The 26,758-nt window shown below is 53.3% G+C and carries 23 protein-coding genes and 1 pseudogene; 21 read left to right on the top strand and 3 right to left on the bottom strand.

The genetic code is table 11. The features are described 5' to 3' along the window. Positions 1 to 36 precede the first annotated feature (36 nt). The 21 genes and pseudogenes from mraZ (at position 37) to Q9J80_RS09320 (ending at position 22,489) form a co-directional block, all read left to right on the top strand. Positions 37 to 492: a division/cell wall cluster transcriptional repressor MraZ gene (gene mraZ, locus Q9J80_RS09220; RefSeq protein WP_301673147.1), complete on the top strand. Its 456-nt coding sequence runs from the start codon at positions 37 to 39 to the stop codon at positions 490 to 492. Then, complete coding sequence (rsmH, locus tag Q9J80_RS09225; RefSeq protein WP_301673146.1) at positions 489 to 1,448, top strand: 16S rRNA (cytosine(1402)-N(4))-methyltransferase RsmH; 960 nt, start codon at positions 489 to 491, stop codon at positions 1,446 to 1,448. Before mraZ ends, rsmH begins: the two co-directional genes overlap by 4 nt. A gap of 23 nt (positions 1,449 to 1,471) precedes the next feature. Then, on the top strand, positions 1,472 to 1,735 hold the full coding sequence (gene ftsL / locus Q9J80_RS09230) for a cell division protein FtsL (RefSeq protein WP_082300428.1): 264 nt from the start codon (positions 1,472 to 1,474) through the stop codon (positions 1,733 to 1,735). A gap of 61 nt (positions 1,736 to 1,796) precedes the next feature. After that, on the top strand, positions 1,797 to 3,548 hold the full coding sequence (gene penA / locus Q9J80_RS09235) for a peptidoglycan D,D-transpeptidase PBP2 (RefSeq protein ID WP_304671555.1): 1,752 nt from the start codon (positions 1,797 to 1,799) through the stop codon (positions 3,546 to 3,548). A gap of 24 nt (positions 3,549 to 3,572) precedes the next feature. Beyond that, the gene (locus tag Q9J80_RS09240) at positions 3,573 to 5,051 is read left to right on the top strand and encodes a UDP-N-acetylmuramoyl-L-alanyl-D-glutamate--2,6-diaminopimelate ligase (protein WP_304671556.1); all 1,479 of its coding nucleotides are present in this window, start codon (positions 3,573 to 3,575) and stop codon (positions 5,049 to 5,051) included. Between the two features lie 180 nt (positions 5,052 to 5,231). After that, positions 5,232 to 5,645: pseudogene (locus Q9J80_RS09245) on the top strand (M23 family metallopeptidase); the annotation flags it as partial. 205 nt (positions 5,646 to 5,850) lie between these two features. Continuing rightward, entirely contained in the window at positions 5,851 to 6,291 is a 441-nt protein-coding gene (locus Q9J80_RS09250) for a hypothetical protein (protein ID WP_301673143.1), read from the top strand. Next, the gene (locus Q9J80_RS09255; RefSeq protein ID WP_301673142.1) at positions 6,288 to 7,655 is read left to right on the top strand and encodes a UDP-N-acetylmuramoyl-tripeptide--D-alanyl-D-alanine ligase; all 1,368 of its coding nucleotides are present in this window, start codon (positions 6,288 to 6,290) and stop codon (positions 7,653 to 7,655) included. The genes Q9J80_RS09250 and Q9J80_RS09255 overlap by 4 nt, the downstream gene beginning before the upstream one ends. 2 nt (positions 7,656 to 7,657) lie before the next feature. Next, positions 7,658 to 7,834 (top strand): hypothetical protein, encoded by a 177-nt coding sequence (locus Q9J80_RS09260; RefSeq protein WP_002218790.1) that lies wholly within the window; start codon positions 7,658 to 7,660, stop codon positions 7,832 to 7,834. Positions 7,835 to 7,927: 93 nt separating this feature from the next. Further along, complete coding sequence (gene mraY, locus Q9J80_RS09265; protein WP_301673141.1) at positions 7,928 to 9,010, top strand: phospho-N-acetylmuramoyl-pentapeptide-transferase; 1,083 nt, start codon at positions 7,928 to 7,930, stop codon at positions 9,008 to 9,010. Between the two features lie 125 nt (positions 9,011 to 9,135). Continuing rightward, positions 9,136 to 10,278: an SEL1-like repeat protein gene (locus Q9J80_RS09270; RefSeq protein WP_304673155.1), complete on the top strand. Its 1,143-nt coding sequence runs from the start codon at positions 9,136 to 9,138 to the stop codon at positions 10,276 to 10,278. A gap of 85 nt (positions 10,279 to 10,363) precedes the next feature. Beyond that, on the top strand, positions 10,364 to 11,701 hold the full coding sequence (gene murD, locus Q9J80_RS09275; protein ID WP_304674173.1) for a UDP-N-acetylmuramoyl-L-alanine--D-glutamate ligase: 1,338 nt from the start codon (positions 10,364 to 10,366) through the stop codon (positions 11,699 to 11,701). Positions 11,702 to 11,844: 143 nt separating this feature from the next. After that, a complete protein-coding gene (locus Q9J80_RS09280; RefSeq protein WP_301673138.1) occupies positions 11,845 to 13,149 on the top strand; it encodes an FtsW/RodA/SpoVE family cell cycle protein in 1,305 nt (434 codons plus the stop codon). Positions 13,150 to 13,152: 3 nt separating this feature from the next. After that, positions 13,153 to 14,220 carry an undecaprenyldiphospho-muramoylpentapeptide beta-N-acetylglucosaminyltransferase gene (gene murG / locus Q9J80_RS09285; RefSeq protein ID WP_301673137.1) on the top strand — a complete coding sequence of 356 codons (1,068 nt, stop codon included), beginning with the start codon at positions 13,153 to 13,155 and terminating at the stop codon, positions 14,218 to 14,220. A gap of 289 nt (positions 14,221 to 14,509) precedes the next feature. Further along, entirely contained in the window at positions 14,510 to 15,919 is a 1,410-nt protein-coding gene (murC, locus tag Q9J80_RS09290; protein ID WP_301673136.1) for a UDP-N-acetylmuramate--L-alanine ligase, read from the top strand. A 149-nt stretch (positions 15,920 to 16,068) separates the two neighbouring features. Further along, positions 16,069 to 16,983 (top strand): D-alanine--D-alanine ligase, encoded by a 915-nt coding sequence (locus Q9J80_RS09295; RefSeq protein ID WP_301673135.1) that lies wholly within the window; start codon positions 16,069 to 16,071, stop codon positions 16,981 to 16,983. After that, on the top strand, positions 16,973 to 17,701 hold the full coding sequence (locus Q9J80_RS09300; protein ID WP_301673134.1) for a cell division protein FtsQ/DivIB: 729 nt from the start codon (positions 16,973 to 16,975) through the stop codon (positions 17,699 to 17,701). The genes Q9J80_RS09295 and Q9J80_RS09300 overlap by 11 nt, the downstream gene beginning before the upstream one ends. An 85-nt stretch (positions 17,702 to 17,786) precedes the next feature. Continuing rightward, entirely contained in the window at positions 17,787 to 19,031 is a 1,245-nt protein-coding gene (gene ftsA, locus Q9J80_RS09305) for a cell division protein FtsA (protein ID WP_118792817.1), read from the top strand. A gap of 118 nt (positions 19,032 to 19,149) precedes the next feature. Continuing rightward, positions 19,150 to 20,328, top strand: a complete 1,179-nt coding sequence (gene ftsZ, locus Q9J80_RS09310; RefSeq protein WP_107819919.1) for a cell division protein FtsZ — start codon at positions 19,150 to 19,152, stop codon at positions 20,326 to 20,328. 137 nt (positions 20,329 to 20,465) lie between these two features. After that, positions 20,466 to 21,776, top strand: a complete 1,311-nt coding sequence (locus Q9J80_RS09315; protein ID WP_301673133.1) for an NCS2 family permease — start codon at positions 20,466 to 20,468, stop codon at positions 21,774 to 21,776. A 92-nt stretch (positions 21,777 to 21,868) separates the two neighbouring features. Further along, positions 21,869 to 22,489, top strand: coding sequence for an L-threonylcarbamoyladenylate synthase (locus tag Q9J80_RS09320; RefSeq protein ID WP_301673132.1), 621 nt, complete (start codon positions 21,869 to 21,871; stop codon positions 22,487 to 22,489). A gap of 182 nt (positions 22,490 to 22,671) precedes the next feature. Here Q9J80_RS09320 and purH read toward each other — a convergent pair whose 3' ends face one another. The 3 genes from purH to serB all read right to left on the bottom strand — a co-directional run bounded on the left by purH (position 22,672) and on the right by serB (position 26,550). Then, positions 22,672 to 24,264, bottom strand: coding sequence for a bifunctional phosphoribosylaminoimidazolecarboxamide formyltransferase/IMP cyclohydrolase (gene purH / locus Q9J80_RS09325; protein ID WP_304671559.1), 1,593 nt, complete (start codon positions 24,262 to 24,264; stop codon positions 22,672 to 22,674). Positions 24,265 to 24,427: 163 nt separating this feature from the next. After that, positions 24,428 to 25,651, bottom strand: coding sequence for a chloride channel protein (locus Q9J80_RS09330; protein WP_304671560.1), 1,224 nt, complete (start codon positions 25,649 to 25,651; stop codon positions 24,428 to 24,430). Between the two features lie 65 nt (positions 25,652 to 25,716). Further along, a complete protein-coding gene (gene serB / locus Q9J80_RS09335) occupies positions 25,717 to 26,550 on the bottom strand; it encodes a phosphoserine phosphatase SerB (RefSeq protein ID WP_304671561.1) in 834 nt (277 codons plus the stop codon). Between the last annotated feature and the right edge of the window lie 208 nt (positions 26,551 to 26,758).

Genomic DNA, 26,758 nt, shown 5'->3' on the forward strand with positions numbered 1-26,758 from the left:
TACCCTTGTGATTTTGATTTCGGCTTGGGACATGTCATGTTCGGCGGCGCACACGAATTAAGCATCGACAGTAAGGGGCGGTTGGCTGTTCCTGCCAAATTCCGCGACATTCTGTCGCGCCTCTATACGCCTGCCGTAGTGGTAACGCTCGAGTCGAAACATAAGCTGTTGATGTACCCTGTTGCGGAGTGGGAAAAGGTTGCGGCGCAACTTTTAAACTTAAAAGTGGCGGATAACCCTGTTTTGCGGCGGTTTCAAAATCTTTTGCTGCATAACGCGGAAATTTTGGAATGGGACAGCGCCGGCAGGGTGCTGGTTCCTGCCGGACTGAGGAAAAGGGTGGATTTCGACCGTGAAGTCGTTTTGGTCGGTCGTGCCAACCGTTTGGAGCTTTGGGGTCGCGAGCAGTGGGAGACTGAGATGGTTCAGGCTTTGGATGACGATCCTGACGAACTTGCCTTCCAGTTGGGTCAGACGGATTTGCAATTGTGAGTGGAGCAGAAAGTTACCGGCATATCACGGTCTTGCTGAATGAGGCGGTGGATGCGCTTGCCGTGCGCGAGGATGGTGTTTATGTGGACGGTACGTTTGGCAGGGGAGGGCATTCCCGGCTGGTTTTGTCGCGTTTGGGCGATGCGGGGCGGTTGATTGTTTTCGACAAAGACCCGCAGGCGATTGCTGTGGCAGAAGAGCTGGCGCGTTCGGACAAACGGGTCGGTGTCGTGCATGGCGGTTTTGCTTCGTTTCAGACGGCATTGGACGGTTTGGGTATCGGCAAGGTGGACGGTGCGCTGTTTGATTTGGGGATTTCGTCTCCGCAAATCGATGACGGCAGCCGCGGTTTCAGCTTCCGTTTCGATGCCCCTTTGGATATGCGTATGGATACGACGCGCGGTATGTCTGCCGCAGAGTGGATAGCGGTTGCGTCGGAACAGGATTTGCACGAGGTAATCAAGAATTATGGTGAAGAGCGGTTTAGCCGCCAGATTGCGCGCGCCATTGTTGCGCAACGGGCGGAAAGTCCAATCGATACAACCCGCAAGCTGGCGCAGATCGTGGCACAAAACGTCCGTACTCGTGAGCGGGGGCAGGATCCTGCGACGCGCACCTTCCAGGCGATCCGCATCTTTATTAACCGCGAGCTTGAAGAAGTAGGGGCGGTATTGCCGCAGGTCATGTGCCGTCTGAAAGAGGGCGGGCGTTTGGCGGTCATTGCTTTCCATTCGTTGGAAGACCGCATTGTGAAGCAGTTTGTCAAAAAATATTCGCAACACGCGCCCCTGCCGCGCTGGGCGGCGGTCAGGGAAGCGGATTTGCCCGAGCCGCCCCTGAAAATCGTGGGCAGGGCATTAAAGCCGGGTGAGGCGGAAATTGCCGCCAATCCGAGGGCGAGAAGTGCGGTTTTGCGTGTGGCGGAGCGGACTGCCGGTCCGATACCGGAACAATAACAGAGAAAAACGTCTGAACGGCAATGAACAAATTGAATTTCCTTCTGCTGCTTGCGGTGTGCGTTTCCGCTTTTTCCGTTGTGATGCAGCAAAACCAGTACAGGCTCAACTTCACAGCTTTGGACAAGGCGAAAAAACAGGAAATCGCCTTGGAACAGAACTATGCGCAACTGAGGCTCGAACAGGCGCGTTTGGCGAACCACGAAGCGATCAGGGCGGCGGCAGAAAAACAAAACCTCCATCCGCCGGTTTCAGGCAATACCTTTATGGTGGAACATCAAAGATAGAAGCAGCCTGTGTGCCGGAATCGGATTCCTGCGTCCAGGATAATAATAACGAGAAGTAAAAATGTTGATTAAGAGCGAATATAAGCCCCGGATGCTGCCCAAAGAAGAGCAGGCCAAAAAGCCGATGACCAGTAACGGACGAATCAGCTTCGTCCTGATGGCAATGGCGGTCTTGTTTGCCGGTCTGATTGCCCGCGGACTGTATCTGCAGACGGTAACGTATAAATTTTTGAAAGAACAGGGCGACAACCGGATTGTGCGGACTCAAACATTGCCGGCTACACGCGGTACGGTTTCGGATCGGAACGGTGCGGTTTTGGCGTTGAGTGCGCCGACGGAGTCCCTGTTTGCCGTGCCTAAAGATATGAAGGAAATGCCGTCTGCCGCCCAATTGGAACGCCTGTCCGAGCTTGTCGATGTGCCGGTTGATGTTTTGAGGAACAAACTCGAACAGAAAGGCAAGTCGTTTATTTGGATCAAGCGGCAGCTCGATCCCAAGGTTGCCGAAGAGGTCAAAGCCTTGGGTTTGGAAAACTTTGTATTTGAAAAAGAATTAAAACGCCATTACCCGATGGGCAACCTGTTTGCACACGTCATCGGATTTACCGATATTGACGGCAAAGGTCAGGAAGGTTTGGAACTTTCGCTTGAAGACAGCCTGCATGGCGAAGACGGCGCGGAAGTCGTTTTGCGGGACCGGCAGGGCAATATTGTGGACAGCTTGGACTCCCCGCGCAATAAAGCCCCGCAAAACGGCAAAGACATCATCCTTTCCCTCGATCAGAGGATTCAGACCTTGGCCTATGAAGAGTTGAACAAGGCGGTCGAATACCATCAGGCAAAAGCCGGAACGGTGGTGGTTTTGGATGCCCGCACGGGGGAAATCCTCGCCTTGGCCAATACGCCCGCCTACGATCCCAACAGGCCCGGCCATGCAGACAGCGAACAGCGGCGCAACCGTGCCGTTACCGACATGATCGAGCCCGGTTCGGCGATAAAGCCGTTCGTCATTGCAAAAGCATTGGATGCGGGCAAAACCGATTTGAACGAGAGATTGAATACGCAGCCTTATAAAATCGGCCCGGCATCGGTGCGCGATACCCATGTTTACCCTTCTTTGGATGTGCACGGCATTATGCAGAAATCTTCCAATGTCGGTACAAGCAAACTGTCTGCACGATTTAGTTCGAAAGAAATGTATGATTTGTATCATGAATTGGGCATCGGTGTGCGTATGCATTCCGGCTTTCCGGGGGAAAGCGCGGGCGTGTTGCGCGATTGGCGGAAATGGCGGCCTATCGAACAGGCGACGATGTCTTTCGGTTACGGCCTGCAATTGAGCATGCTGCAATTGGCACGCACCTATACCGCGCTGACGCACGACGGCGTTTTGCTGCCGGTCAGCTTTGAGAAGCAGGCGGTTGCGCCGCAAGGCAAACGTATATTTAAAGCATCGACCGCACGTCAGGTGCGTGAGTTGATGGTTTCTGTAACCGAACCCGGCGGTACGGGTACGGCGGGTGCGGTAGATGGTTTCGACGTCGGCGCAAAAACCGGTACGGCGCGTAAGTTGGTTAACGGACGATACGTCGATAACAAACACGTTGCCACTTTCATCGGTTTTGCCCCGGCTAAAAATCCGCGTGTGATTGTGGCGGTAACCATCGACGAGCCGACTGCAAACGGTTACTACGGCGGCGTAGTGGCAGGACCGGTCTTTAAGCAAGTCATGGGCGGCAGCCTGAACATCTTGGGCGTTTCCCCGACCAAACCCCTGACTAATAATGTTGCAGCCGTCAAAACACCGTCTTAATCCGAGTATCAACGAGATTATTTTATGTTCAGCAAGTTAACCCCTTTAGCTGAAACCAACATTCCGCCTCTGCTGTGTGCAAACGCAGCAGGGCGTTTGTTGCATTCAGACAGCCGCCAAATCAAACAAGGCGATATTTTCGTTGCCTGTCAGGGCGAATATACCGACGGCCGCAGTTATATCCCCGCAGCCATTGCCAACGGCGCGGCTTTTGTTTTTTGGGACGACGACGGTAAATTCGCGTGGAATCCCGAATGGAAAGTCCCCAATCAAGGGATTAAGGATTTGAAACACCGTGCCGGCATGTTGGCGGCGCAAGTTTACGGCAACGTTTCAGACGGCCTCAAAGTCTGGGGCGTAACCGGCACCAACGGCAAAACCTCCATCACACAATGGCTGGCGCAGGCTGCCGATTTATTGGGCGAAAAAACCGCCATTATCGGCACGGTCGGCAACGGCTTTTGGGGCGCATTGGAAGAAACCACGCACACCACCCCCGCCCCCGTCGATGTCCAAACCCTGCTATACCGTTTCCGTCAACAAGGCGCAACAGCCGCCGCGATGGAAGTCTCCAGCCACGGCCTTGACCAATCGCGTGTCAACGGCGTGCCATTCCGCAGCGCAATCTTTACCAATCTCACCCGCGACCACCTCGATTACCACGGCACGATGGAAGCCTACGGCGCCATCAAGTCGCGCCTGTTCTACTGGCATGGTCTGCAACACGCCATCATTAATGTCGATGATGAATACGGCGCAGAACTCGCAGGCCGTCTGAAAAAAGACTGTCCCGATTTAGCCGTTTACGGCTATGGTTTCAGCGAACACGCCGACATCCGCATTACCGATTTCACCGCTTCTTCAGACGGCATGGAAGCCGTATTCCAAACCCCATGGGGTGAAGGAAAATGCCGCACCCGTCTGCTCGGACGGTTCAACGCGCAAAACCTCGCCGCCTGCATCGCCTTGCTTTGTGCCAACGGTTATCCGCTTGATAAAGTATTGGATGTACTGGCAAAAATCCGTCCCGCCTCAGGCCGCATGGACTGCATCATGAACAGCGGCAAGCCCCTGGTCGTCGTCGATTACGCCCATACACCTGACGCATTGGAAAAAGCACTCTCTACCTTGCAGGAAATCAAACCGCAGGGCGCGGCCTTATGGTGCGTATTCGGTTGTGGCGGCAACCGCGACCGTGGCAAACGCCCATTGATGGGCGCAGCAGCCGTGCAGGGTGCAGATAAAGTCGTCGTAACCAGCGACAACCCACGCTTGGAAAATCCGCAAGACATCATCAACGATATTTTGCCTGCCGTCCCTAATCCTGAACGCGTCAAGGTTGATCGTGCCGTTGCCATCCGTTATGCGGTTGAGCAGGCTGCCGCGAACGACATCATTCTGATTGCCGGTAAAGGACATGAAAACTATCAGGATGTACAAGGCGTGAAACACCATTTCTCCGATTTTGAAATCGCAGAAAAAGCATTGGCAGAGCGCGGATAGACCATATCACAAATGTTCAGACGGCCCGAAACCTTAAGGCCGTCTGAAAAAGATTTAACCATACAAAACAAAAGCAAAACGACACACGCATTACGGCACGTCAGCCATTAAACCCATCACAGTTGTTTGTTCCAGAAGACTTTTTAACAAGGCCGTCTGAACAACAAGGAGACCGATTTGATGCTGAAAATGCCGACAAAAACCTTATTAATCAGTGCAGCCGTAGTTTTATTCGCAGGCTGTGCCACCAAACAACTTCCGCGCCCCAGTGCCGAAATCGAACAATTGAGGGCGCAACAGCCTCCGGCCGAGCAAAGCCTGCCGAATCCCGTTAAAGGTAAGCGTTTTGACGACACTTGGGGCGCGGCGCGTAGCCAGGGGCGCAGACATGAAGGCGTGGATATTTTTGCTAAGAAAAATACGCCGATACGCAGTACCACGCCCGGCATCGTGACCAAAATCGGGCGCAACCGATTGGGCGGTAAAGTTATCGGTATTCAAGGGCCGGGTGCGTGGCATTACTATGCCCACCTGAATAAATTTGCCCTTATCCGCCTGCATGAGCGAGTAAAAGAAGGGCAGGTCATCGGCTATTGAAATACGTTATGAGGCAAAAGATGGCAATTACAGCCTTTGCCACCCCTACCGCCAAAACGGTAAAACCATTGTATTGTGTTTTTCCGATTACCAGCAGTACGGGAAAATCGGCAGTTGATAAGAGAAAGTGATTTGTAGTATGAAAAGTTGGTTTTCCAATACATTTCCTGAATATAAAAAATTGCCCAAAAGCGGCAAATTTATGGCATGGCTGACTTTTGTGCAGGGCGTGGTTTGGTTGATTCTGGCATCAATTCAGAGTGTGCAAGGACTGATTAACAACATAGCATGGGCTGTGTTTTTTGGGATTTTACTTTTCATTTTGGGTGTGTTGGCGTTGTCTGCAGCATGGAATGCGTTTAAATTCCGTGAAGTCGGTTTTAAGAGAATGACATATGTGTACATGCCATGCTTATTGCAGATTGCTTTTGCAAACGATGTATTTTCTTTTGTATTTTATATAGATAGTGTATTGAAACTATGGTTCAGCCTTACGGTAAATAAGCTTTCTGTCGGTGTAAATTTTGCCGCTATTCTTTTTATTGTGCTGGCAGGACGTAATTATCGTCATTTAAAAATGGTTTCCCAAAATACGGATAAAAATGTGGAGCCGTTAGAACAAGGACAAGAAACACAATCATGAAACCACTAGACCTTAATTTTATTTGTCAGACCCTCGGCCTTCCGATGCCGTCTGAAAACAAATCCGTGTCGCGCATCGTAACCGATAGCCGCGATATCCGCGTAGGCGATGTGTTTTTCGCATTGGCGGGCGGGCGGTTTGATGCGCATGATTTTGTTGAAGACGTATTGGCTGCTGGTGCGGCGGCGGTTGTGGTTTCGCGCGAAGATTGCGCGGCTTTGGGCGGCGCGTTGAAAGTCGATGACACGCTTGCCGCGTTGCAAACGCTGGCGAAGGCGTGGCGTGAGAATGTGAACCCGTTTGTGTTCGGCATTACCGGCTCGGGCGGCAAGACGACGGTGAAGGAGATGCTGGCTGCGGTATTGCGCCGCCGTTTCGGCGATGATGCCGTTTTGGCGACGGCGGGTAATTTCAACAACCATATTGGATTGCCGCTGACTTTGTTGAAATTAAACGAAAAACACCGCTATGCTGTGATTGAAATGGGCATGAACCATTTCGGCGAACTGGCGGTTTTAACGCAAATTGCCAAACCTGATGCCGCATTGGTCAACAACGCCATGCGCGCCCATGTCGGCTGCGGTTTCGACGGAGTGGGCGATATTGCCAAAGCGAAAAGCGAGATTTACCAAGGTTTATGTTCAGACGGCATTGCACTGATTCCTCAAGAAGATGCCAATATGGCTGTCTTCAAAACGGCAACGCTTAATTTGAATACGCGCACTTTCGGCATCGATAGCGGCGATGTCCACGCGGAAAACATCGTGCTGAAACCTTTGTCGTGCGAATTTGATTTGGTGTGCGGAAACGAACGCGCCGCCGTGGTACTGCCCGTTCCCGGCCGCCACAATGTCCACAACGCCGCTGCTGCTGCCGCGCTGGCTTTGGCGGCAGGTTTGAGTTTGAACGATGTGGCGGAAGGCTTAAAAGGCTTCAGCAACATCAAAGGCCGTCTGAATGTCAAGTCCGGCATCAAAGGCGCAACCCTGATTGACGATACTTATAATGCGAATCCCGACAGCATGAGGGCAGCGATTGACGTGTTGGCGCGTATGCCTGCGCCGCGTATTTTCGTGATGGGCGATATGGGCGAACTTGGCGAGGACGAGGCCGCAGCCATGCACGCCGAAGTCGGCGCGTACGCCCGAGACCAAGGCATCGAAGCGGCTTATTTTGTCGGCGACAACAGCGTCGAAGCGGCGGAAACATTTGGCGCGGACGGTTTGTGGTTCGCCGCCAAAGACCCGTTGATTCAAGTGTTGAGCCACGACTTGCCCGAACGCGCCACCGTGTTGGTGAAAGGTTCGCGTTTTATGCAGATGGAAGAAGTGGTCGAGGCGTTGACGGATAAAGAGGCCGTCTGAAAATGAAAAGCCGACGTTTTTTTAAAGCCTTATTGCTGATTGCCGCGCTGGTCGGCGCGTTTTATGCCGGAATGCGGACGCAGGCGTATCTTTATGAAGATTTATGTTTAGACTTGGGCGGCGGTAAAAATCCGGGGAGTTACCCGATTTGCGTGATTGAGAAAGTCCCTGCACGTTAATCTGCAAAAGCCGTCCGAAACCTTGTCGGACGGCAAGCCAACCTCAAACGGGCGCAAGCCCATGTAACGACAAAAACAAAAAAAGGAAGCCCCATGTTTTTATGGCTCGCACATTTCAGCAACTGGTTAACCGGTCTGAATATTTTTCAATACACCACATTCCGCGCCGTCATGGCGGCGTTGACCGCCTTGGTGTTTTCCCTGGTGTTCGGCCCGTGGACGATACGCAGGCTGACCGCGCTCAAATGCGGGCAGGCAGTGCGTACCGACGGCCCGCAAACCCACCTCGTCAAAAACGGCACGCCAACCATGGGCGGCTCGTTGATTTTGACCGCCATTACCGTATCCACAATCTTGTGGGGCAACTGGGCAAACCCGTATATTTGGATTCTCTTGGGTGTATTGCTTGCCACGGGCGCACTCGGTTTTTACGACGACTGGCGTAAAGTGGTTTATAAAGACCCCAACGGTGTTTCCGCCAAATTCAAAATGGTGTGGCAGTCGAGCGTCGCCATCATTGCCGGCTTGGCGTTGTTCTACCTTGCGACAAATTCCGCCAACAATATCCTGATTGTTCCCTTCTTCAAACAAGTTGCCTTGCCGCTTGGCGTAGTTGGCTTCTTGGTATTGTCCTACCTGACCATCGTCGGCACATCCAATGCCGTCAACCTTACCGACGGCTTGGACGGCCTGGCCGCCTTCCCCGTCGTCCTCGTTGCCGCCGGCCTCGCCATTTTCGCCTACGCCAGCGGACACTACCAATTTTCCCAATATCTCCAGCTTCCCTATGTCGCCGGTGCGAACGAAGTCGCTATATTCTGCACCGCCATGTGTGGCGCGTGTCTCGGATTTTTGTGGTTCAACGCCTATCCCGCGCAAGTCTTTATGGGCGACGTCGGCGCGCTGGCATTGGGTGCGGCACTCGGTACCGTTGCCGTCATCGTCCGTCAAGAATTTGTTTTAGTGATTATGGGCGGTCTGTTCGTCGTAGAAGCCGTATCCGTTATGCTTCAAGTCGGCTGGTACAAGAAAACCAAAAAACGCATCTTCCTGATGGCTCCCATCCACCACCACTACGAACAAAAAGGCTGGAAAGAAACCCAAGTCGTCGTCCGCTTTTGGATTATCACCATCGTCTTAGTGTTAATCGGCTTGAGTACCCTCAAAATCCGCTGAACCTATGCCGTCTGAACACCTTTCAGACGGCATTTGAACGCGCAATAAACCTGCGGCGGCAATCCGCCCCGCCTTATCGTTAACGGCGGCTGAAACCCGCCTTATACTGAAACAGGAGTAAAACCATGAAACAGACAGTCAAATGGCTTGCCGCCGCCCTGATTGCCTTGGGCTTGAACCAAGCGGTGTGGGCGGATGACGATGACGTATCGGATTTTCAGGAAACGCTCCAAGCTGCGGAGCAAGGGAATGCTCAAGCCCAATTAAATTTGGGTTGGATGTATGCCAACGGGCAAGGAGTCCGTCAAGACGATGCACAGGCAACGCAGTGGTTTCGCAAGTCTGCAGAGCAAGGGAATGCTAAAGCCCAATTTAATTTGGGCTTGATGTATGCCAACGGGCAAGGAGTCCGTCAAGACGATGCACAGGCAGCGCAGTGGTTTCGCAAGGCTGCAGAACAAGGGGTTGCCACTGCCCAATTCGGTTTGGGTGTGATGTATTACGAAGGCGAAGGCGTCCGTCAAGACTATGCACAGGCAGTGCAGTGGTATCGCAAGGCGGCAGAACAAGGGTATGCCGGTGCCCAATATAATTTGGGTGTGATGTATGACAACGGGCAAGGAGTCCGTCAAGACGATGTACAGGCAGTGCAGTGGTATCGCAAGGCGGCAGAACAAGGGTTAGCCCAAGCCCAATCGGATTTGGGCCTGATGTATTACAAAGGCGAAGGAGTCCGTCAAGACAATGCACAGGCAGTGCATTGGTTTCGCAAGGCAGCAGAACAAGGGTTAGCCCAAGCCCAAAATAATTTGGGTGCGATGTATGCACAAGGGCGAGGAGTCCGTCAAGACGATGCACAGGCAGTGCAGTGGTATCGTAGGGCTGCAGAACAAGGGGATGCTCAAGCCCAAAGTTATTTGGGCGATATGTATGCACAAGGGCGAGGAGTCCGTCAAGACGATGCACAGGCAGTGCAGTGGTATCGCAAGGCGGCAGAACAAGGGCTTGCCAGAGCCCAATTCAATTTGGGTGTGATGTATGACAATGGGCGAGGAGTCCGTCAAGACGATGCACAGGCAGTGCAGTGGTATCGCAAGGCTGCAGAACAAGAGTATGCCGATGCCCAAAATAATTTGGGTGTGATGTATGAACAAGGGCAAGGCGTGCTCCAAGACCTCGCCCTTGCCCAAGAATGGTACGGTAAGGCTTGCGACAACGGAAACCAAGACGGCTGCGACAATTACCAACGCCTGAAGGCGGGTTATTGAACAGCCCGCGATGCCGTCTGAAAGCGGCTTGAGTAGGAGCGGACATCTTCCTGCTCAATATGATTTGTTTTAGGACAAAACCAACATGACTTTCCAAAACAAAAAAATCCTCGTCGCCGGACTCGGCGGCACGGGTATTTCCATGATTGCCTACCTGCGCAAAAACGGCGCGGAGGTTGCCGCTTATGATGCGGAGCTGAAACCGGAGCGCGTGTCGCAAATCGGTAAGACATTTGACGGGCTGGTGTTTTACACGGGCCGTCTGAAAGATGCGCTCTCCAACGGTTTCGATATTCTGGCGCTCAGTCCCGGCATCAGCGAGCGTCAGCCGGATATTGAGGCGTTCAAGCAAAACGGCGGGTGCGTGTTGGGCGACATCGAATTGCTGGCGGACATTGTGAACCGCCGCGGCGACAAGGTGATTGCGATTACGGGCAGCAACGGCAAAACCACGGTAACAAGCCTGGTCGGCTATCTTTGCATCAAGTGCGGGCTGGATACTGTTATCGCGGGCAATATCGGCACGCCGGTTTTGGAGGCGGAATTGCAGCGTGAAGGCAAAAAAGCGGACGTGTGGGTGTTGGAGCTTTCCAGCTTCCAACTGGAAAACACTGAAAGTCTGCGCCCGACTGCGGCGACGGTGCTGAACATTTCCGAAGACCATCTCGACCGCTACGACGACTTGCTCGACTATGCGCATACCAAGGACAAGATTTTCCGTGGCGATGGCGTGCAGGTTTTGAATGCGGATGATGCGTTCTGTCGCGCGATGAAACGGGCAGGGCGCGAGGTAAAATGGTTTTCGTTGGAACACGAAGCTGATTTTTGGTTGGAACGTGAGACAGGCCGCCTGAAACAAGGCAATGAAGATTTGATTGCCACACAAGACATTCCGTTACAAGGCTTACACAACGCTGCCAACGTGATGGCTGCCGTTGCCTTGTGCGAGGCTGTCGGTTTGCAGCGCGAAGCATTGCTCGAACACGTCAAAACCTTCCAAGGCCTGCCGCACCGCGTGGAAAAAATCGGTGAGAAAAATGGCGTGGTATTCATCGACGACAGCAAAGGCACGAACGTCGGTGCGACTGCCGCCGCGATTGCCGGTTTGCAAAATCCGCTCTTCGTGATTTTGGGCGGCATGGGCAAAGGGCAGGACTTCACGCCTCTGCGCGACGCGCTTGCCGGCAAGGCAAAAGGCGTGTTCCTGATCGGCGTCGATGCGCCGCAAATCCGCCGCGATTTGGACGGCTGCGGCTTGAATATGACCGACTGCGCCACTTTGGAAGAAGCGGTTCAGACGGCATACGCCCGAGCCGAAGCGGGCGATATTGTGCTGCTCAGCCCCGCCTGCGCGAGCTTTGATATGTTCAAAGGCTACGCGCACCGTTCGGAAGTGTTTATCGAAGCGTTCAAGGCTTTGTGATGCCGTCTGAAACGCAAACGCCGTCATTGTTGGGCGGGAAGTAAAGATTTAGAATATTGATTGGGGATGTATCGTATGTTCGGACGGCATTGTCTGCCGTCTGAAATTTTTGCCCTTTGCGGCAGATGCAAACAGAATGACAGGTGGTTTTTTTGAAGATTTCGGAAGTATTGGTAAAAGTGGGCGACGGTGTCCACACTCTGCTGCTCGACAGGCAGATTGTGCGCGACGGCAGGAAATTCGACACGCCGCTTTTGTGGATGTTGGTGTTGATGACGGTATTCAGCCTGCTGATGATTTATTCGGCTTCGGTGGATTCGGCGGTACGCGAAGGCGGCAGCCAATTCGGCTATGTCGGCAAACAGGCGGCATTTGCCGCCGGCAGTGCGTTCTTATGCGGTTGCTTTAGCCTTTTGAAGATGAAAACGTGGCGGTGGCTGGTGCCGTGGATATTCGCCGGTTCAGTTATGTTGTTGGTTGCTGTGCTGCTTGTCGGCAATGAAGTCAATGGTGCGAAACGTTGGATTCCCTTGGTGATAGTCAATTTCCAACCGACCGAGTTATTTAAGTTGGCGGTCATCTTGTATCTGGCCAGCCTGTTTACCCGCCGCGAAGAAGTGTTGCGCAGTATGGAACACCTCGGCTGGCGGTCGATTTGGCGGGGGACGGCCAATCTGGCGATGTCCTTCACCAATCCTCAGGCGCGCCGCGAAACCAAAGAAATGTATAACCGCTTCCGGTCGATTATTCTGCCTATCATGCTGGTGGCCTTCGGCTTGACGCTGGTGATGTTCCAGCCGGATTTCGGTTCGTTTGTCGTGATTACCGTCATTACTGTCGGGTTGCTGTTCCTTGCGGGTTTGCCGTGGAAATATTTTTTCATTCTGGTGGGCAGTGTTTTGAGTGGGATGGCACTGATGATTGCCGCCGCCCCTTACCGTATGCAAAGGGTGCTGACCTTTCTCGACCCTTGGCAGGACAAACAGAACACAGGCTATCAGCTTACCCAGTCGCTGATGGCGATCGGACGAGGCGACTGGTTCGGCATGGGTTTGGGGGCAAGTTTGAGCAAACGCGGGTTTCTGCCGGAAGCGCATACCGATTTTATTTTCGCCATTATTGCCGAAGAATTTGGTTTCTTCGGTATGTGTGTGCTGGTGTTCTGTTACGGCTGGCTGGTGGTGCGGGCGTTTTCCATCGGCAAGCAGTCGCGCGATTTGGGTTTGACTTTCAACGCCTATATCGCTTCGGGTATCGGCATTTGGATCGGTATCCAAAGTTTCTTCAATATCGGCGTGAATATCGGCGCGTTGCCGACCAAAGGTCTGACGCTGCCGCTGATTTCTTACGGCGGTTCGGCAGTGGGGGTAATGTTTTTCAGTATTATGCTGCTGTTGCGCATCGATTATGAAAACCGCCGTAAAATGCGCGGTTACCAAGAGGAGTAAATCATGGGCGGTAAAACCTTCATGCTGATGGCGGGCGGTACCGGCGGTCATATTTTCCCTGCGCTGGCGGTGGCGGATTCGTTGCGCGCGCGCGGCCATCATGTGATTTGGCTGGGCAGTAAGGATTCGATGGAAGAGCGTATCGTGCCGCAATACGATATTCCGCTTGAAACGCTGGCGATTAAGGGCGTTCGCGGCAACGGCATCAAACGCAAGCTGATGCTGCCGTTTACTTTGTATCAAACCGTCCGCGAGGCGCAGCGGATTATCCGCAAACACCGTGTCGAGTGCGTCATCGGCTTCGGCGGTTTCGTTACCTTCCCCGGCGGTTTGGCGGCGAAGCTATTGGGCGTGCCGATTGTGATTCACGAGCAAAACGCCGTGGCCGGTTTGTCCAACCGCCACCTGTCGCGCTGGGCGAAACGGGTGTTGTACGCCTTCCCCAAAGCGTTTAACCACGAAGGCGGCTTGGTCGGCAACCCCGTCCGCGCCGATATTGCCAAACTGCCCGTGCCTGCCGAACGCTTCCAAGGGCGTGAAGGCCGTCTGAAAATTTTGGTGGTCGGCGGCAGTTTGGGTGCAGACGTTTTGAACAAAACCGTACCGCAGGCATTGGCTTTGCTGCCCGACAATGCGCGTCCGCAGATGTATCACCAGTCAGGCCGGGGTAAGCTGGGCAGCTTGCAGGCGGATTACGACGTGCTGGGCGTGCAAGCGGAATGCGTGGAATTTATTACCGACATGGTGTCCGCCTACCGCGATGCCGATTTGGTGATTTGCCGTGCCGGCGCGCTGACGATTGCCGAGTTGACTGCGGCAGGGTTGGGTGCGTTGTTAGTGCCGTATCCTCACGCCGTTGATGACCATCAAACCGCCAACGCACGTTTTATGGTGCAGGCGGAGGCGGGATTGCTGTTGCCGCAAAGTCAGTTGACAGCGGAAAAACTCGCTGAGATTCTCGGCGGCTTAAACCGCGAGAAATGCCTTAAATGGGCAGAAAACGCCCGTACGTTGGCGCTGCCGCACAGTGCGGACGACGTGGCGGAAGCCGCTATCGAGTGTACGGCATGATGACATGATGCGATAAACGAAACAGATGCCGTCTGAAAACCACGAAACCGGTTTCAGACGGCCTTATATTTTGTTTTTTTCGGGTGTTTCGGTATGTGAAATCGAGTTTGAAAATGGGTAGGAAAGCAGGGTTTGCCGCCGAGTGCAGCCTTATTTTTAACTATATTGCCATCGATATGAAATCCTGTATGCTGAAACATCTGTAATTTATAAGAAAACTATGGCGTAGAAGCGGATAGCCCTTTAAAATAACGCCTTTACGCATCGAAATCCACCGGAACGCAACATTATGATGAAAAATCGAGTTACCAACATCCATTTTGTCGGTATCGGCGGCGTCGGCATGAGCGGTATCGCCGAAGTCTTACACAATTTGGGCTTTAAAGTTTCCGGTTCGGATCAGGTGCGAAATGCCGCTACCGAGCATTTGAGCAGCCTGGGCATTCAAGTTTATCCCGGCCATACCGCAGAACACGTTAACGGTGCGGATGTTGTCGTTACCTCTACCGCCGTCAAAAAAGAAAATCCCGAAGTTGTCGCTGCGCTGGAGCAGCAAATCCCCGTCATTCCCCGCGCCCTGATGCTGGCGGAACTGATGCGCTTCCGCGACGGCATCGCCATTGCCGGTACGCACGGCAAAACCACGACCACCAGCCTGACCGCCTCTATCCTCGGCGCGGCAGGTCTAGACCCCACTTTTGTTATCGGCGGCAAACTCAATGCCGCAGGTACCAACGCCCGCTTGGGCAAAGGCGAATACATCGTCGCCGAAGCCGACGAGTCCGATGCGTCCTTCCTACATTTGACCCCGATTATGTCCGTCGTGACCAATATCGATGAAGACCATATGGATACCTACGGGCACAGCGTTGAAAAACTGCATCAGGCGTTTATCGACTTTATCCACCGGATGCCCTTCTACGGCAAAGCCTTTTTGTGTATCGACAGCGAGCACGTCCGCGCGATTTTGCCCAAAGTGAGCAAACCTTATGCTACTTACGGTTTGGACGATACCGCCGACATCTACGCCACCGACATCGAAAACGTCGGCGCGCAAATGAAGTTTACCGTCCATGTCCAAATGAAAGGACATGAGCAGGAGCCGTTTGAAGTTGTTTTGAATATGCCCGGCAGACACAACGTGCTGAACGCATTGGCAGCCATCGGCGTGGCACTTGAAGTCGGCGCATCCGTCGAAGCGATCCAAAAAGGGCTGCTTGACTTTGAGGGTGTCGGCCGCCGCTTCCAAAAATACGGCGACATCAAGTTGCCAAACGGCGGGACCGCGCTCTTGGTGGACGATTACGGACACCATCCTGTTGAAATGGCGGCAACTCTCGCCGCCGCACGCGGCGCGTATCCGGAAAAACGTTTGGTACTCGCCTTCCAGCCGCACCGCTATACCCGCACGCGTGATTTGTTCGAAGACTTCACCAAAGTTCTCAATACCGTTGACGCGTTGGTGTTGACTGAAGTTTATGCCGCCGGTGAAGAGCCTATTGCTGCCGCCGACTCCCGCGCCCTTGCCCGCGCCATCCGCGTATTGGGCAAACTCGAGCCGATTTACTGCGAAAACGTCGCCGACTTGCCTGAAATGCTGTTGAACGTTTTACAGGACGGCGACATCGTGTTGAATATGGGTGCAGGCAGCATCAACCGTGTTCCTGCCGCGATGCTGGAGTTGTCGAAAAAAGCCTGAGGCGGAAATTTTATCGTGATGCCGCGATAGCCGCCCGATGAAGCGATGTTCCATCGGGTGGGCAAGCAAGATTAAGGTCGTCTGAAAACCCGATTCGTTTTCAGACGACCTGTATCAAAAAATGAAGTAATCAAGAAAGAACAAAAACAATGCAGAATTTTGGCAAAGTAGCCGTATTGATGGGCGGCTTTTCCAGCGAACGCGAAATTTCGCTGGATAGCGGTGCCGCCATTTTGAATGCCTTAAAAAGCAAAGGCATAGACGCACACGCCTTCGACCCTAAAGAAACGCCCTTGGCGGAATTGAAAGACCAAGGTTTCCAAACTGCTTTCAATATCCTCCACGGTACCTACGGCGAAGACGGTGCCGTTCAGGGTGCGTTGGAATTGTTGGGCATTCCTTATACCGGCAGCGGTGTTGCCGCTTCCGCCATCGGTATGGACAAATACCGTTGCAAGCTGATTTGGCAAGCCTTGGGGTTGCCTGTTCCTGAGTTCGCCGTTTTACATGAAGACTCTGACTTCGATGCTGTCGAGCAGCAGCTCGGTTTGCCCATGTTCGTTAAACCGGCAGCCGAAGGCAGTAGCGTCGGCGTGGTGAAAGTGAAAGAAAAAGGCCGTCTGAAAAGCGTGTACGAAGAATTGAAGCACCTTCAAGGCGAAATCATTGCCGAACGGTTTATCGGCGGCGGCGAATATTCCTGCCCTGTGTTGAACGGCAAAGGCCTGCCCAGCATACACATCATCCCCGCGACCGAGTTTTATGACTACGAAGCCAAATACAACCGCGACGACACTGTTTATCAATGTCCGTCCGAAGACTTGAGCGAGGCTGAAGAAAACCTGATGCGCGCGTTGGCAGTTCGCGGGGCGCAGGCAATCGGGGCAGAAGGCTGCGTGCGTGTCGATTTCCTCAGAGATACCGACGGTAAGCTGTACTTATTGGAAATCAATACGTTGCCCGGCATGACGAGCCACAGTTTAGTACCGAAATCCGCCGCCCGGACAGGCGTGGATTTTGCCGATTTATGCATTGAAATTCTGAAGACCGCACATGTGGGATAATGCTGAAGCAATGGGACGGCTGACGCGCTGGCTGCTTGTTATTGTGGCGGTGTTGCTGGCTTTGTCGGGATTCGTTTGGTTTTATAATTCAAATTATCTTCCTGTTAAGCAGGTATCATTAAAGGGTGATTTGGTTTATTCCAATCAAAAAGAACTGGGCGTTTTGGCAAAAAAATATATTCATGGAAATATATTGAGGGCGGATATCAATGGAGTACAGGAGGCCTACCGCCGATATCCGTGGATTGCTTCTGCCATGGTGCGCCGCCGTTTTCCCGATACGGTTGAGGTCGTCCTGACCGAGCGCAAGCCGGTTGCACGTTGGGGCGACCGTGCCTTGGTGGACGGCGAAGGCAATGTTTTTGAAGCCCGTTTGGACAGACCCGGAATGCCGGTATTCAGAGGCGGTGAGGGAACGTCTGCCGAAATGCTCCGCCGTTATGACGAATTTTCGACTGTTTTGGCAAAACAGGGTTTGGGTATCAAAGAGATGACCTATACGGCGCGTTCGGCGTGGAATGTCGTTTTGGACAACGGCATTACTGTCAGGCTTGGACGGGAAAACGAGATGAAACGCCTCCGGCTTTTTACCGAAGCGTGGCAGCATCTGTTGCGTAAAAATAAAAATCGGTTATCCTATGTGGATATGAGGTATAAGGACGGATTTTCAGTCCGCTATGCTCCCGACGGTTTACCCGAAAAAGAATCCGAAGAATAGTGGGAACAGGTATCGGACAGATTACGGCCGTGCCGTCTGAAACGGTGCGGCGCAAATTTCAATCAGTTTTAAGAGCAGACGAACAATGGAACAGCAGAAAAGATATATCAGCGTACTGGATATCGGTACGTCTAAAGTCCTCGCACTGATCGGGGAAGTTCAAGATGACGACAAAATCAACATCGTCGGTTTGGGGCAGGCTCCTTCACGGGGCTTGCGCGCGGGCATGGTAACCAATATCGATGCCACCGTCCAAGCCATCAGGCAGGCGGTCAATGATGCCGAGCTGATGGCGGATACCAAAATTACCCGCGTTACCACAGGTATCGCAGGCAACCACATCCGCAGCCTCAATTCGCAAGGTGTGGTTAAAATCAAAGACGGGGAAGTAACGCAGGCAGACATCGACCGCGCCATTGAAACGGCAAAGGCAATCAATATCCCGCCCGATCAAAAAATTCTCGATGCCGTGGTTCAAGACTACATTATCGACACCCAACTTGGCGTGAGGGAGCCCATCGGTATGAGCGGAGTGCGTCTGGATACGCGGGTGCACATCATTACCGGTGCAAGTACGGCAGTGCAGAATGTCCAAAAATGTATCGAGCGGTGCGGCTTGAAAAGCGATCAAATCATGCTTCAGCCGTTGGCAAGCGGGCAGGCGGTGCTGACTGAAGATGAAAAAGACCTCGGCGTATGCGTCATCGACATTGGTGGCGGAACGACCGATATTGCCGTTTATATGAACGGCGCCATCCGCCATACGTCCGTCATCCCGGCCGGTGGTAATCTGATTACCAAAGATTTGTCCAAATCGTTGAGAACACCTCTCGATGCCGCCGAGTACATTAAAATCCATTATGGCGTGGCATCATGCGATACGGAAGGCTTGGGTGAGATGATTGAAGTTCCGGGCGTGGGTGACCGGACATCGCGTCAGGTTTCCAGTAAGGTTTTGGCAGCAATCATCAGCGCACGCATTCAGGAGATTTTTGGCGTAGTGCTGGGCGAGCTGCAAAAATCGGGTTTCCCCAAAGAAGTGCTGAATGCGGGTATCGTTCTGACCGGCGGTGTGTCCATGATGACCGGGATTGTGGAATTTGCCGAAAAAATCTTCGATCTGCCTGTACGCACCGGTGCGCCCCAAGAAATGGGCGGTTTATCCGACCGTGTCCGCACACCGCGCTTTTCTACCGCTATCGGGCTGCTTCATGCAGCACGCAAGCTGGAAGGAAACTTGCCGCAGCCGGAAAACGGTGCAGTGCAAGAGAGGGAAGAGGGCGGCGGTTTGTTGGCAAGATTGAAGCGGTGGATTGAAAACAACCTCTGAACAGGTGGATTGCTGTTTGACAGGTGAGAAGTATTTTGCCAGCAGCAAGATACTTCTTATATAATAAATAATGATTTATTTAAACCGTCCTCTGAACGGGGCGAGCAGGAGTTTTTGAATGGAATTTGTTTACGACGTGGCAGAATCGGCAGTCAGCCCTGCGGTAATTAAAGTAATCGGCTTGGGTGGCGGCGGTTGCAATGCAATCAACAACATGGTTGCCAACAATGTGCGCGGTGTGGAGTTTATCAGTGCCAATACGGATGCACAGTCTTTGGCAAAAAACCATGCGGCGAAGAGAATCCAATTGGGTACGAATCTGACACGCGGTTTGGGTGCGGGTGCCAATCCCGATATCGGCCGCGCGGCCGCCCAAGAGGATAGGGAAGCCATTGAAGAAGCCATTCGCGGTGCAAACATGCTCTTTATTACGACCGGCATGGGCGGCGGTACCGGCACTGGTTCCGCGCCGGTTGTTGCTGAGATTGCCAAGTCTTTGGGCATTCTGACCGTTGCCGTAGTTACCCGTCCGTTTTCTTATGAAGGCAAACGCGTCCATGTGGCACAAGCAGGGTTGGAACAGTTGAAAGAACACGTCGATTCGCTGATCATCATCCCGAACGACAAACTGATGACTGCATTGGGTGAAGACGTAACCATGCGTGAAGCCTTCCGCGCCGCCGACAATGTATTGCGCGATGCGGTTGCCGGCATTTCCGAAGTCGTTACCTGTCCGAGCGAAATCATCAACCTCGACTTTGCCGACGTGAAAACCGTGATGAGCAATCGCGGTATCGCTATGATGGGTTCGGGTTATGCCCAAGGTATCGACCGTGCGCGTATGGCGACCGACCAGGCCATTTCCAGTCCGCTGCTGGACGATGTAACTTTGGATGGTGCGCGCGGTGTGCTGGTCAATATTACGACTGCTCCGGGTTGCCTGAAAATGTCCGAGTTGTCTGAAGTCATGAAAATCGTCAACCAAAGCGCGCATCCCGATTTGGAATGCAAATTCGGTGCTGCTGAAGACGAGACCATGAGCGAAGATGCCATCCGGATTACCATTATCGCTACCGGTCTGAAAGAAAAAGGCGCGGTCGATCCTGCTCCGGCAAGGGAGGTAGAACCAGTTGCCCCGTCCAAGCAGGAGCAAAGCCACAATGTCGAAGGTATGATCCGCACCAATCGCGGTATCCGCACCATGAATCTGACAGCAGCGGATTTCGACAATCAGTCCGTACTTGACGACTTTGAAATCCCTGCGATTTTGCGCCGTCAGTACAATTCAGACAAATGATGCTCCGTGTGCCGTAAACCCATTGCCTCCCGAACCGGTTTGTCCGGTTTGGGAGGTATGTTTTTCAAGATGTTGCAATTCCGTACGGTTTGCGGTCGGCGGATTTAGATTTTTCCACTTGATACAGACTTTCAGATATGGACACTTCAAAACAAACACTGTTGGACAGGATTTTCAATCTTCGGGCAAACGGTACAACGGTTCGCACCGAATTGATGGCGGGTTTGACGACATTTTTGACGATGTGCTACATCGTTATCGTCAACCCGTTGATTTTGGGTGAAACCGGCATGGATATGGGGGCGGTATTCGTCGCCACCTGTATCGCGTCTGCCATCGGCTGTTTTGTTATGGGTTTTGTCGGCAACTATCCGATTGCACTCGCACCGGGGATGGGGCTGAATGCCTATTTCACCTTTGCTGTCGTTAAGGGTATGGGCGTGCCTTGGCAGGTTGCGTTGGGTGCGGTGTTCATCTCCGGTCTGATTTTCATCCTGTTCAGCTTTTTTAAAGTCAGGGAAATGCTGGTCAACGCACTGCCTATGGGTTTGAAAATGTCGATTGCCGCCGGTATTGGTTTGTTTTTGGCACTGATTTCCCTGAAAGGCGCAGGCATTATCGTTGCCAATCCGGCAACCTTGGTCGGTTTGGGCGATATTCATCAACCGTCTGCGTTGTTGGCACTGTTCGGTTTTGCTATGGTGGTTGTTTTGGGATACTTCCGCATTCAAGGTGCAATTATCATTACCATCTTGACCATTACCGTTATCGCCAGCCTGATGGGTTTGAATGAATTCCACGGGGTAATAGGTGAAATGCCGAGTATTGCGCCGACTTTTATGCAGATGGATTTTAAAGGGTTGTTTACCGTCAGCATGGTCAGCGTGATTTTCGTCTTTTTCCTGGTCGATCTGTTTGACAGTACCGGAACACTGGTCGGTGTATCGCATCGTGCCGGACTTCTGGTGGACGGTAAGCTGCCGCGTCTGAAGCGCGCACTGTTGGCCGATTCAACCGCTATTGTGGCGGGTGCGGCTTTGGGTACTTCTTCGACGACGCCCTATGTGGAAAGTGCGGCGGGCGTATCGGCAGGAGGCCGGACAGGCCTGACGGCGGTTACCGTCGGCGTATTGATGCTCGCCTGCCTGATGTTTTCTCCGTTGGCGAAAAGTGTTCCCGCTTTTGCTACTGCACCCGCCCTGCTTTATGTTGGTACGCAAATGCTCCGCAGTGCGAGGGACATTGATTGGGACGATATGACTGAAGCCGCGCCCGCGTTCCTGACTATCGTCTTCATGCCGTTTACCTATTCGATTGCAGACGGCATCGCCTTCGGCTTCATCAGCTATGCCGTGGTCAAATTTTTGTGTCGCCGGACTGGGGACGTGCCGCCTATGGTATGGGTTGTTGCTGTATTGTGGGCACTGAAATTCTGGTATTTGGGCTGATTGATTCGATATTAAAAATGCTGTCTGAACTGTTCAGACGGCATTTTGTTTGGGCGTACAATACGGAAAACATGACGATAAGGATACAAACTATGGCACAATTTTTCGCCGTTCATCCCGACAACCCCCAAGAACGCCTTATCAAGCAGGCGGTCGAAATCGTCAATCAAGGCGGCGTGGTGGTTTATCCGACTGATTCGTGTTACGCCTTGGGCTGCAAACTCGGCGATAAGGCGGCGATGGAACGCATACTCTCCATCCGCAAAATCGATCAGAAACACCATCTGACACTGGTCTGTGCCGATTTGAGCGAGTTGGGTACATATGCCAAAATCGACAACGTACAGTTTCGTCAGCTTAAAGCCGCCACACCCGGACCTTATACCTTTATCTTGCAGGCGACGAAGGATGTGCCGGCGCGCACCCTGCACCCGAAACGCAAAACCATCGGGCTGCGTATTCCCGATAATGCCATTGCACAAGCCCTGCTGGAGGAGTTGGGCGAGCCGCTTTTAAGCTGTACCCTGATGTTGCCCGAAGACGGTGAACCGCTGACCGACCCTTATGAAATCCGCGACCGTTTGGAACACGCCGTCGATTTGGTGATTGACGGCGGCTGGTGCGGAACCGAGCCGACCACCGTCGTCGATATGACCGACGGCACGGAACTGGTGCGCCAAGGTTGCGGCGATACGGCGGTGTTCGGTTTGTAGGGAAACCGATGCCGTCTGAAACATAAACCGTCAGAACGTATCGGGTGTTTTGCCGTTTACGGAAGTTCGAAATGCTGCCGCACATTTTGTTTCAGGCGGATTGTCTGTTCGGAACATCAAACAAAATGCCGTCTGAAACCCGTGTTTTCGGATTTCAGACGGCATTGCCTTGTTTATCTGCATTAATGGCGGAAGTGGCGCACGCCGGTTACGACCATCGCAATGCCGTGTTCGTCTGCCGCGTCAAAGACTTCCTGATCGCGCATCGAACCTGCGGGGTGGATGATGGCTTTGATGCCTTGTTCGGCAATCACGTCCACGCCGTCGCGGAATGGGAAGAAGGCATCGGAAGCGGCACATGCGCCGTTGAGGTCGAGATTGGCATCTTGCGCTTTGCGGGCGGCGATGCGGGTGCTGTCCACGCGGCTCATTTGGCCTGCGCCGATGCCGTAGGTTTGACCGCCTTTGCCGAACACGATGGCGTTAGATTTGACGTATTTTGCGACGTTCCAGACAAACATCAGGTCGTTCCATTCTTGCTCGGTCGGTTGGCGTTTGGAAACGACTTTCAAATCGGCGCGGTTGGGGCGGTGAATGTCGGGCGTTTGTACCAACAATCCGCCGCCGACGCGTTTGAGTTCAAAGCGGTTCGCACCTGCTTCGAGCGGGGTTGTTAGAGAAATTTGCAATACGCGCACGTTTTTCTTGGCAGCGGCGATTTCGAGGGCTTCGGCGGTGAACTTCGGTGCCATCAAGACTTCCATAAACTGATTGTCGGTAATCTGTTGCACGGTTGCGCCGTCCACTTCGCGGTTGAAGGCGATGATGCCGCCGAACGCGCTGGTGGTGTCGGTGGCGTAGGCGAGTTTGTAGGCGGTCAAGGTATCGGCTGCAACGGCTACGCCGCAAGGATTGGCGTGCTTCACAATCACGCAGGCTGGTGCGTCAAAGGATTTGACGGCTTCCCATGCGGCATCGGCATCGGCGATGTTGTTGTACGACAATTCTTTGCCTTGCAGCTGTTTGTAGGCGGCGAGGCTGCCTGCGGCGGGGTCAATATCGCGGTAGAACGCGGCGCGCTGATGCGGGTTTTCGCCGTAGCGCATGTCTTGCACTTTAATCCAGCTTTGGTTGAACTGGCTTGGAAATTCGCCGATTTCAGGCTCTCCGCTCAAAACGTCGTCTGAAAGTGAGGTCAGGTAGTTGGAAATCATGCCGTCGTATTGGGCGGTATGGCTGAACGCCTTGCGTGAGAGGTTGAAACGGGTTTTGTCGCTCAACGCGCCGTTGTTGGCTTCGAGCTCGGCGGCGATGGCGGGGAAGTCGGCAGTATCGGTAACGATGGCGACGTGTTTCCAGTTTTTCGCGGCGGAGCGCACCATGGTCGGGCCGCCGATGTCGATGTTTTCAATCGCGTCTTCCAGCGTGCAGTTTGGTTTGGCGATGGTGGCGGCGAAGGGGTAAAGATTGACGCACACTAAATCAATATTGCCGATGCCGTGTTCTTCCATCTTGGCGACGTGCTCGTCTAAATCGCGACGGCCAAGGATGCCGCCGTGGATTTTCGGATGCAGGGTTTTCACGCGGCCGTCGAGCATTTCGGGAAAACCGGTATAGTCGGCAACTTCAATCACGGGAACGCCCGCATCGGCAAGCAGTTTCGCCGTGCCGCCGGTGGAGAGGATTTCGACACCGAGCTTGTGCAGGGTTTGGGCAAATTCGACCGCGCCTGCCTTGTCGGACAGGCTGATCAGGGCGCGTTTGATGGAAGGCATAGGGATTTCCTTTTTCTGACGTTGGGATGAGAAACGGTAATGTTGTCGGGGCGGTATTATCCGCTATTTTCCACTTTCCGGCAGTAGGTTTTTGCAGATATTGTTGACAATTTACAAAGAAATGCCGTCTGAAAACCGGTTTCAGACGGCATTTTGCCTTCGGTTATTTACATCCCATTTTCCTTGCCGTCCATACCGCGCCCGCCATACCCGTACATAAAGGCATCAACAAAGCGGCGGGGGCGTAGGTGAGTTCCAAAACAAAGACGGCGGCGGTCAGAGGCATATTGAGGGAAACGCCGAGGAAAACGGCGGCTCCGACGACTGCCGCGCTTTCAGACGGCATTTCGGGGAAAACGCTGTTCCACGCGGCGGCGGCTGCAAAAGAAATGGTGCTGCCGAGCATCATGGACGGCGTAATCAGGCCGCCGTATGCGCCTGCCGCCAGCGCCATCAAGACGACCAGCCATTTGACGGCGGTCAGCTCAAGGCTGTATTGCCAGTCGGTCAAACCGCCAAAAGTCAGTTGGTTGCCTGCTTTGCCGTTGCCCAAAATTTCGGGAAACCAAACAGAAATCACGCCGATGAGCGCAAACATGCAGACTGCCAAGAGAATGATTCTAATATTGTCGCGCTTGATAAAGGGAAACTTTTGGGCTGTGCGCTGGAAAAAGACGGCGGTTGCGCCCAGTATCGGGCCGATGACGGCGGAAAACCAAAGTAATGAGGTGCTGACGGTAAGGTTGGCGGGATGATATTGCTGCACGTCGCCTAAGCCGATGCGCGCGACGGCGGTGGCGATGACGGAAGTCAGCAATGCGGCGGCGACGGCCTGCTGCGTCCACACGCCCAGCATGGCTTCGAGGATAAACAGCGTGGAGGCGAGCGGCACGTTATACACCGCCGCCAAGCCCGCGCCCGAGGCGCACGCAATCAAGAGGCGCATTTCGCCTTCATCCAAACCCAAGCGTTTGCCGCCTGCGGAAGCAAACGCGGCAGTCATTTCGCGTGGCGCGACTTCCCGTCCGAGCGGCGAACCAAGTCCGACCGTTATGATTTGCAGCAGAACATGAAAAACCGTCGTCAGAAACGGTAGCCCCTGCAAAGGCTGCTTCAATGCCGTCTTGATTCCGATGAGCGGTTTGCCGAAACGTTTGAGCAGCCACCAGCCGACTCCTGCGACCGCGCCGCACAGCGTCAGCACGGCAACGCGCCGCATACCGGAAGCCTGTGCCACGCCTTCGCGGAACGAAGTGTACACGCCGTCCGCGCTATAACCGTATGCTGTATGTTGTATGAAGTGCATCAGTTCCGTCAGCACAATGCCGACCAAACCGCCGATAACGCCCGCTGCTGCCAGAGCAAACCAAAGTTTCTTGCGTCCCACTGTCGTTCCTGCCGTTCAAATGCCGTCTGAACACGTTTTTCAGACGGCATCCGTTTCCTATCCGCCTATCCGAACAGGCCGCGTACACGCTCCAAACCGCCGAAGTTGATACAGGCATCGGCGGCTGCTTGCGCTTTCGGTTTGGCGCGGTAAGCCACGCCTACGCCGGCTTCTTTGAGCATCAGAATATCGTTCGCACCGTCGCCCATCGCCAACACCTGATGCGGCTGCAATCCGAGGAGGCTGCGGTATTCGCGCAATAAATCCGCCTTTGCCTGCGCGTCGATGATTCTGCCTTTCAGACGGCCGGTCAACCTGCCGTTTTCAATTTCCAAAACATTGGCGTGTTGGTATTCGAAGCCGAGTCGTTGTTGCAGCCTTTCGGTAAAAAATGTGAACCCGCCGGACACCAGCAGGAATTTCACATCGTGCCTTTTGCATTCGTCCAACAAAAATTCCGCACCAGGCGAGAGCTTCAAAACGTTTTCATAAACATCCGCCAAAATCTGTTCGTCCAATCCCGCCAACAGCGCAACGCGGCTGCGTAAAGACTGTTCGAAATCGAGTTCGCCGCGCATCGAACGCTCGGTAATTTCCGCTACTTTGTCTTTTAAACCCACGCCTGCCGCAATTTCATCGACGCATTCGATGGTTATCAGCGTCGAATCCATATCGCTGACAATTAAACCGAGTTCGTCAAAATCCATATCCGGCAAAACGGCGTGGTCGATTTGACGGCTGCCAAGCAACGCCGCGTCCGCCTCGCTTAAAGAAAACCCTTCTTCAACGATAAAACGCATACGCTTTTCATCGGCGTAATCAGGTTCGGGCAGGCGTGAGGGGAAGTCGGAAGGCAGGGCTTCGGCGGAGAGAAATTGGAGGACGAGGGCGTGCGGCATAAAGGCGGCTCAAAAAATGCGGATTATATAGTGAAACGGCAAAGAATGTTACGGTGGGCGGGACTGCAATCGGAAAATGAGTTCAAACGCAAACGGCAGTATATGTCGGACAACACGGGAAAATGCCGCAACTATTGCCAGCCTGATGAAAATTCGTTATAAGGGGATTATCTAAAATATATTAACATTTGAAGTGAATCGGTTTTAA

The sequence above is a fragment of the Neisseria blantyrii genome (assembly GCF_962747855.1).
Lineage (GTDB): Bacteria > Pseudomonadota > Gammaproteobacteria > Burkholderiales > Neisseriaceae > Neisseria > Neisseria viridiae.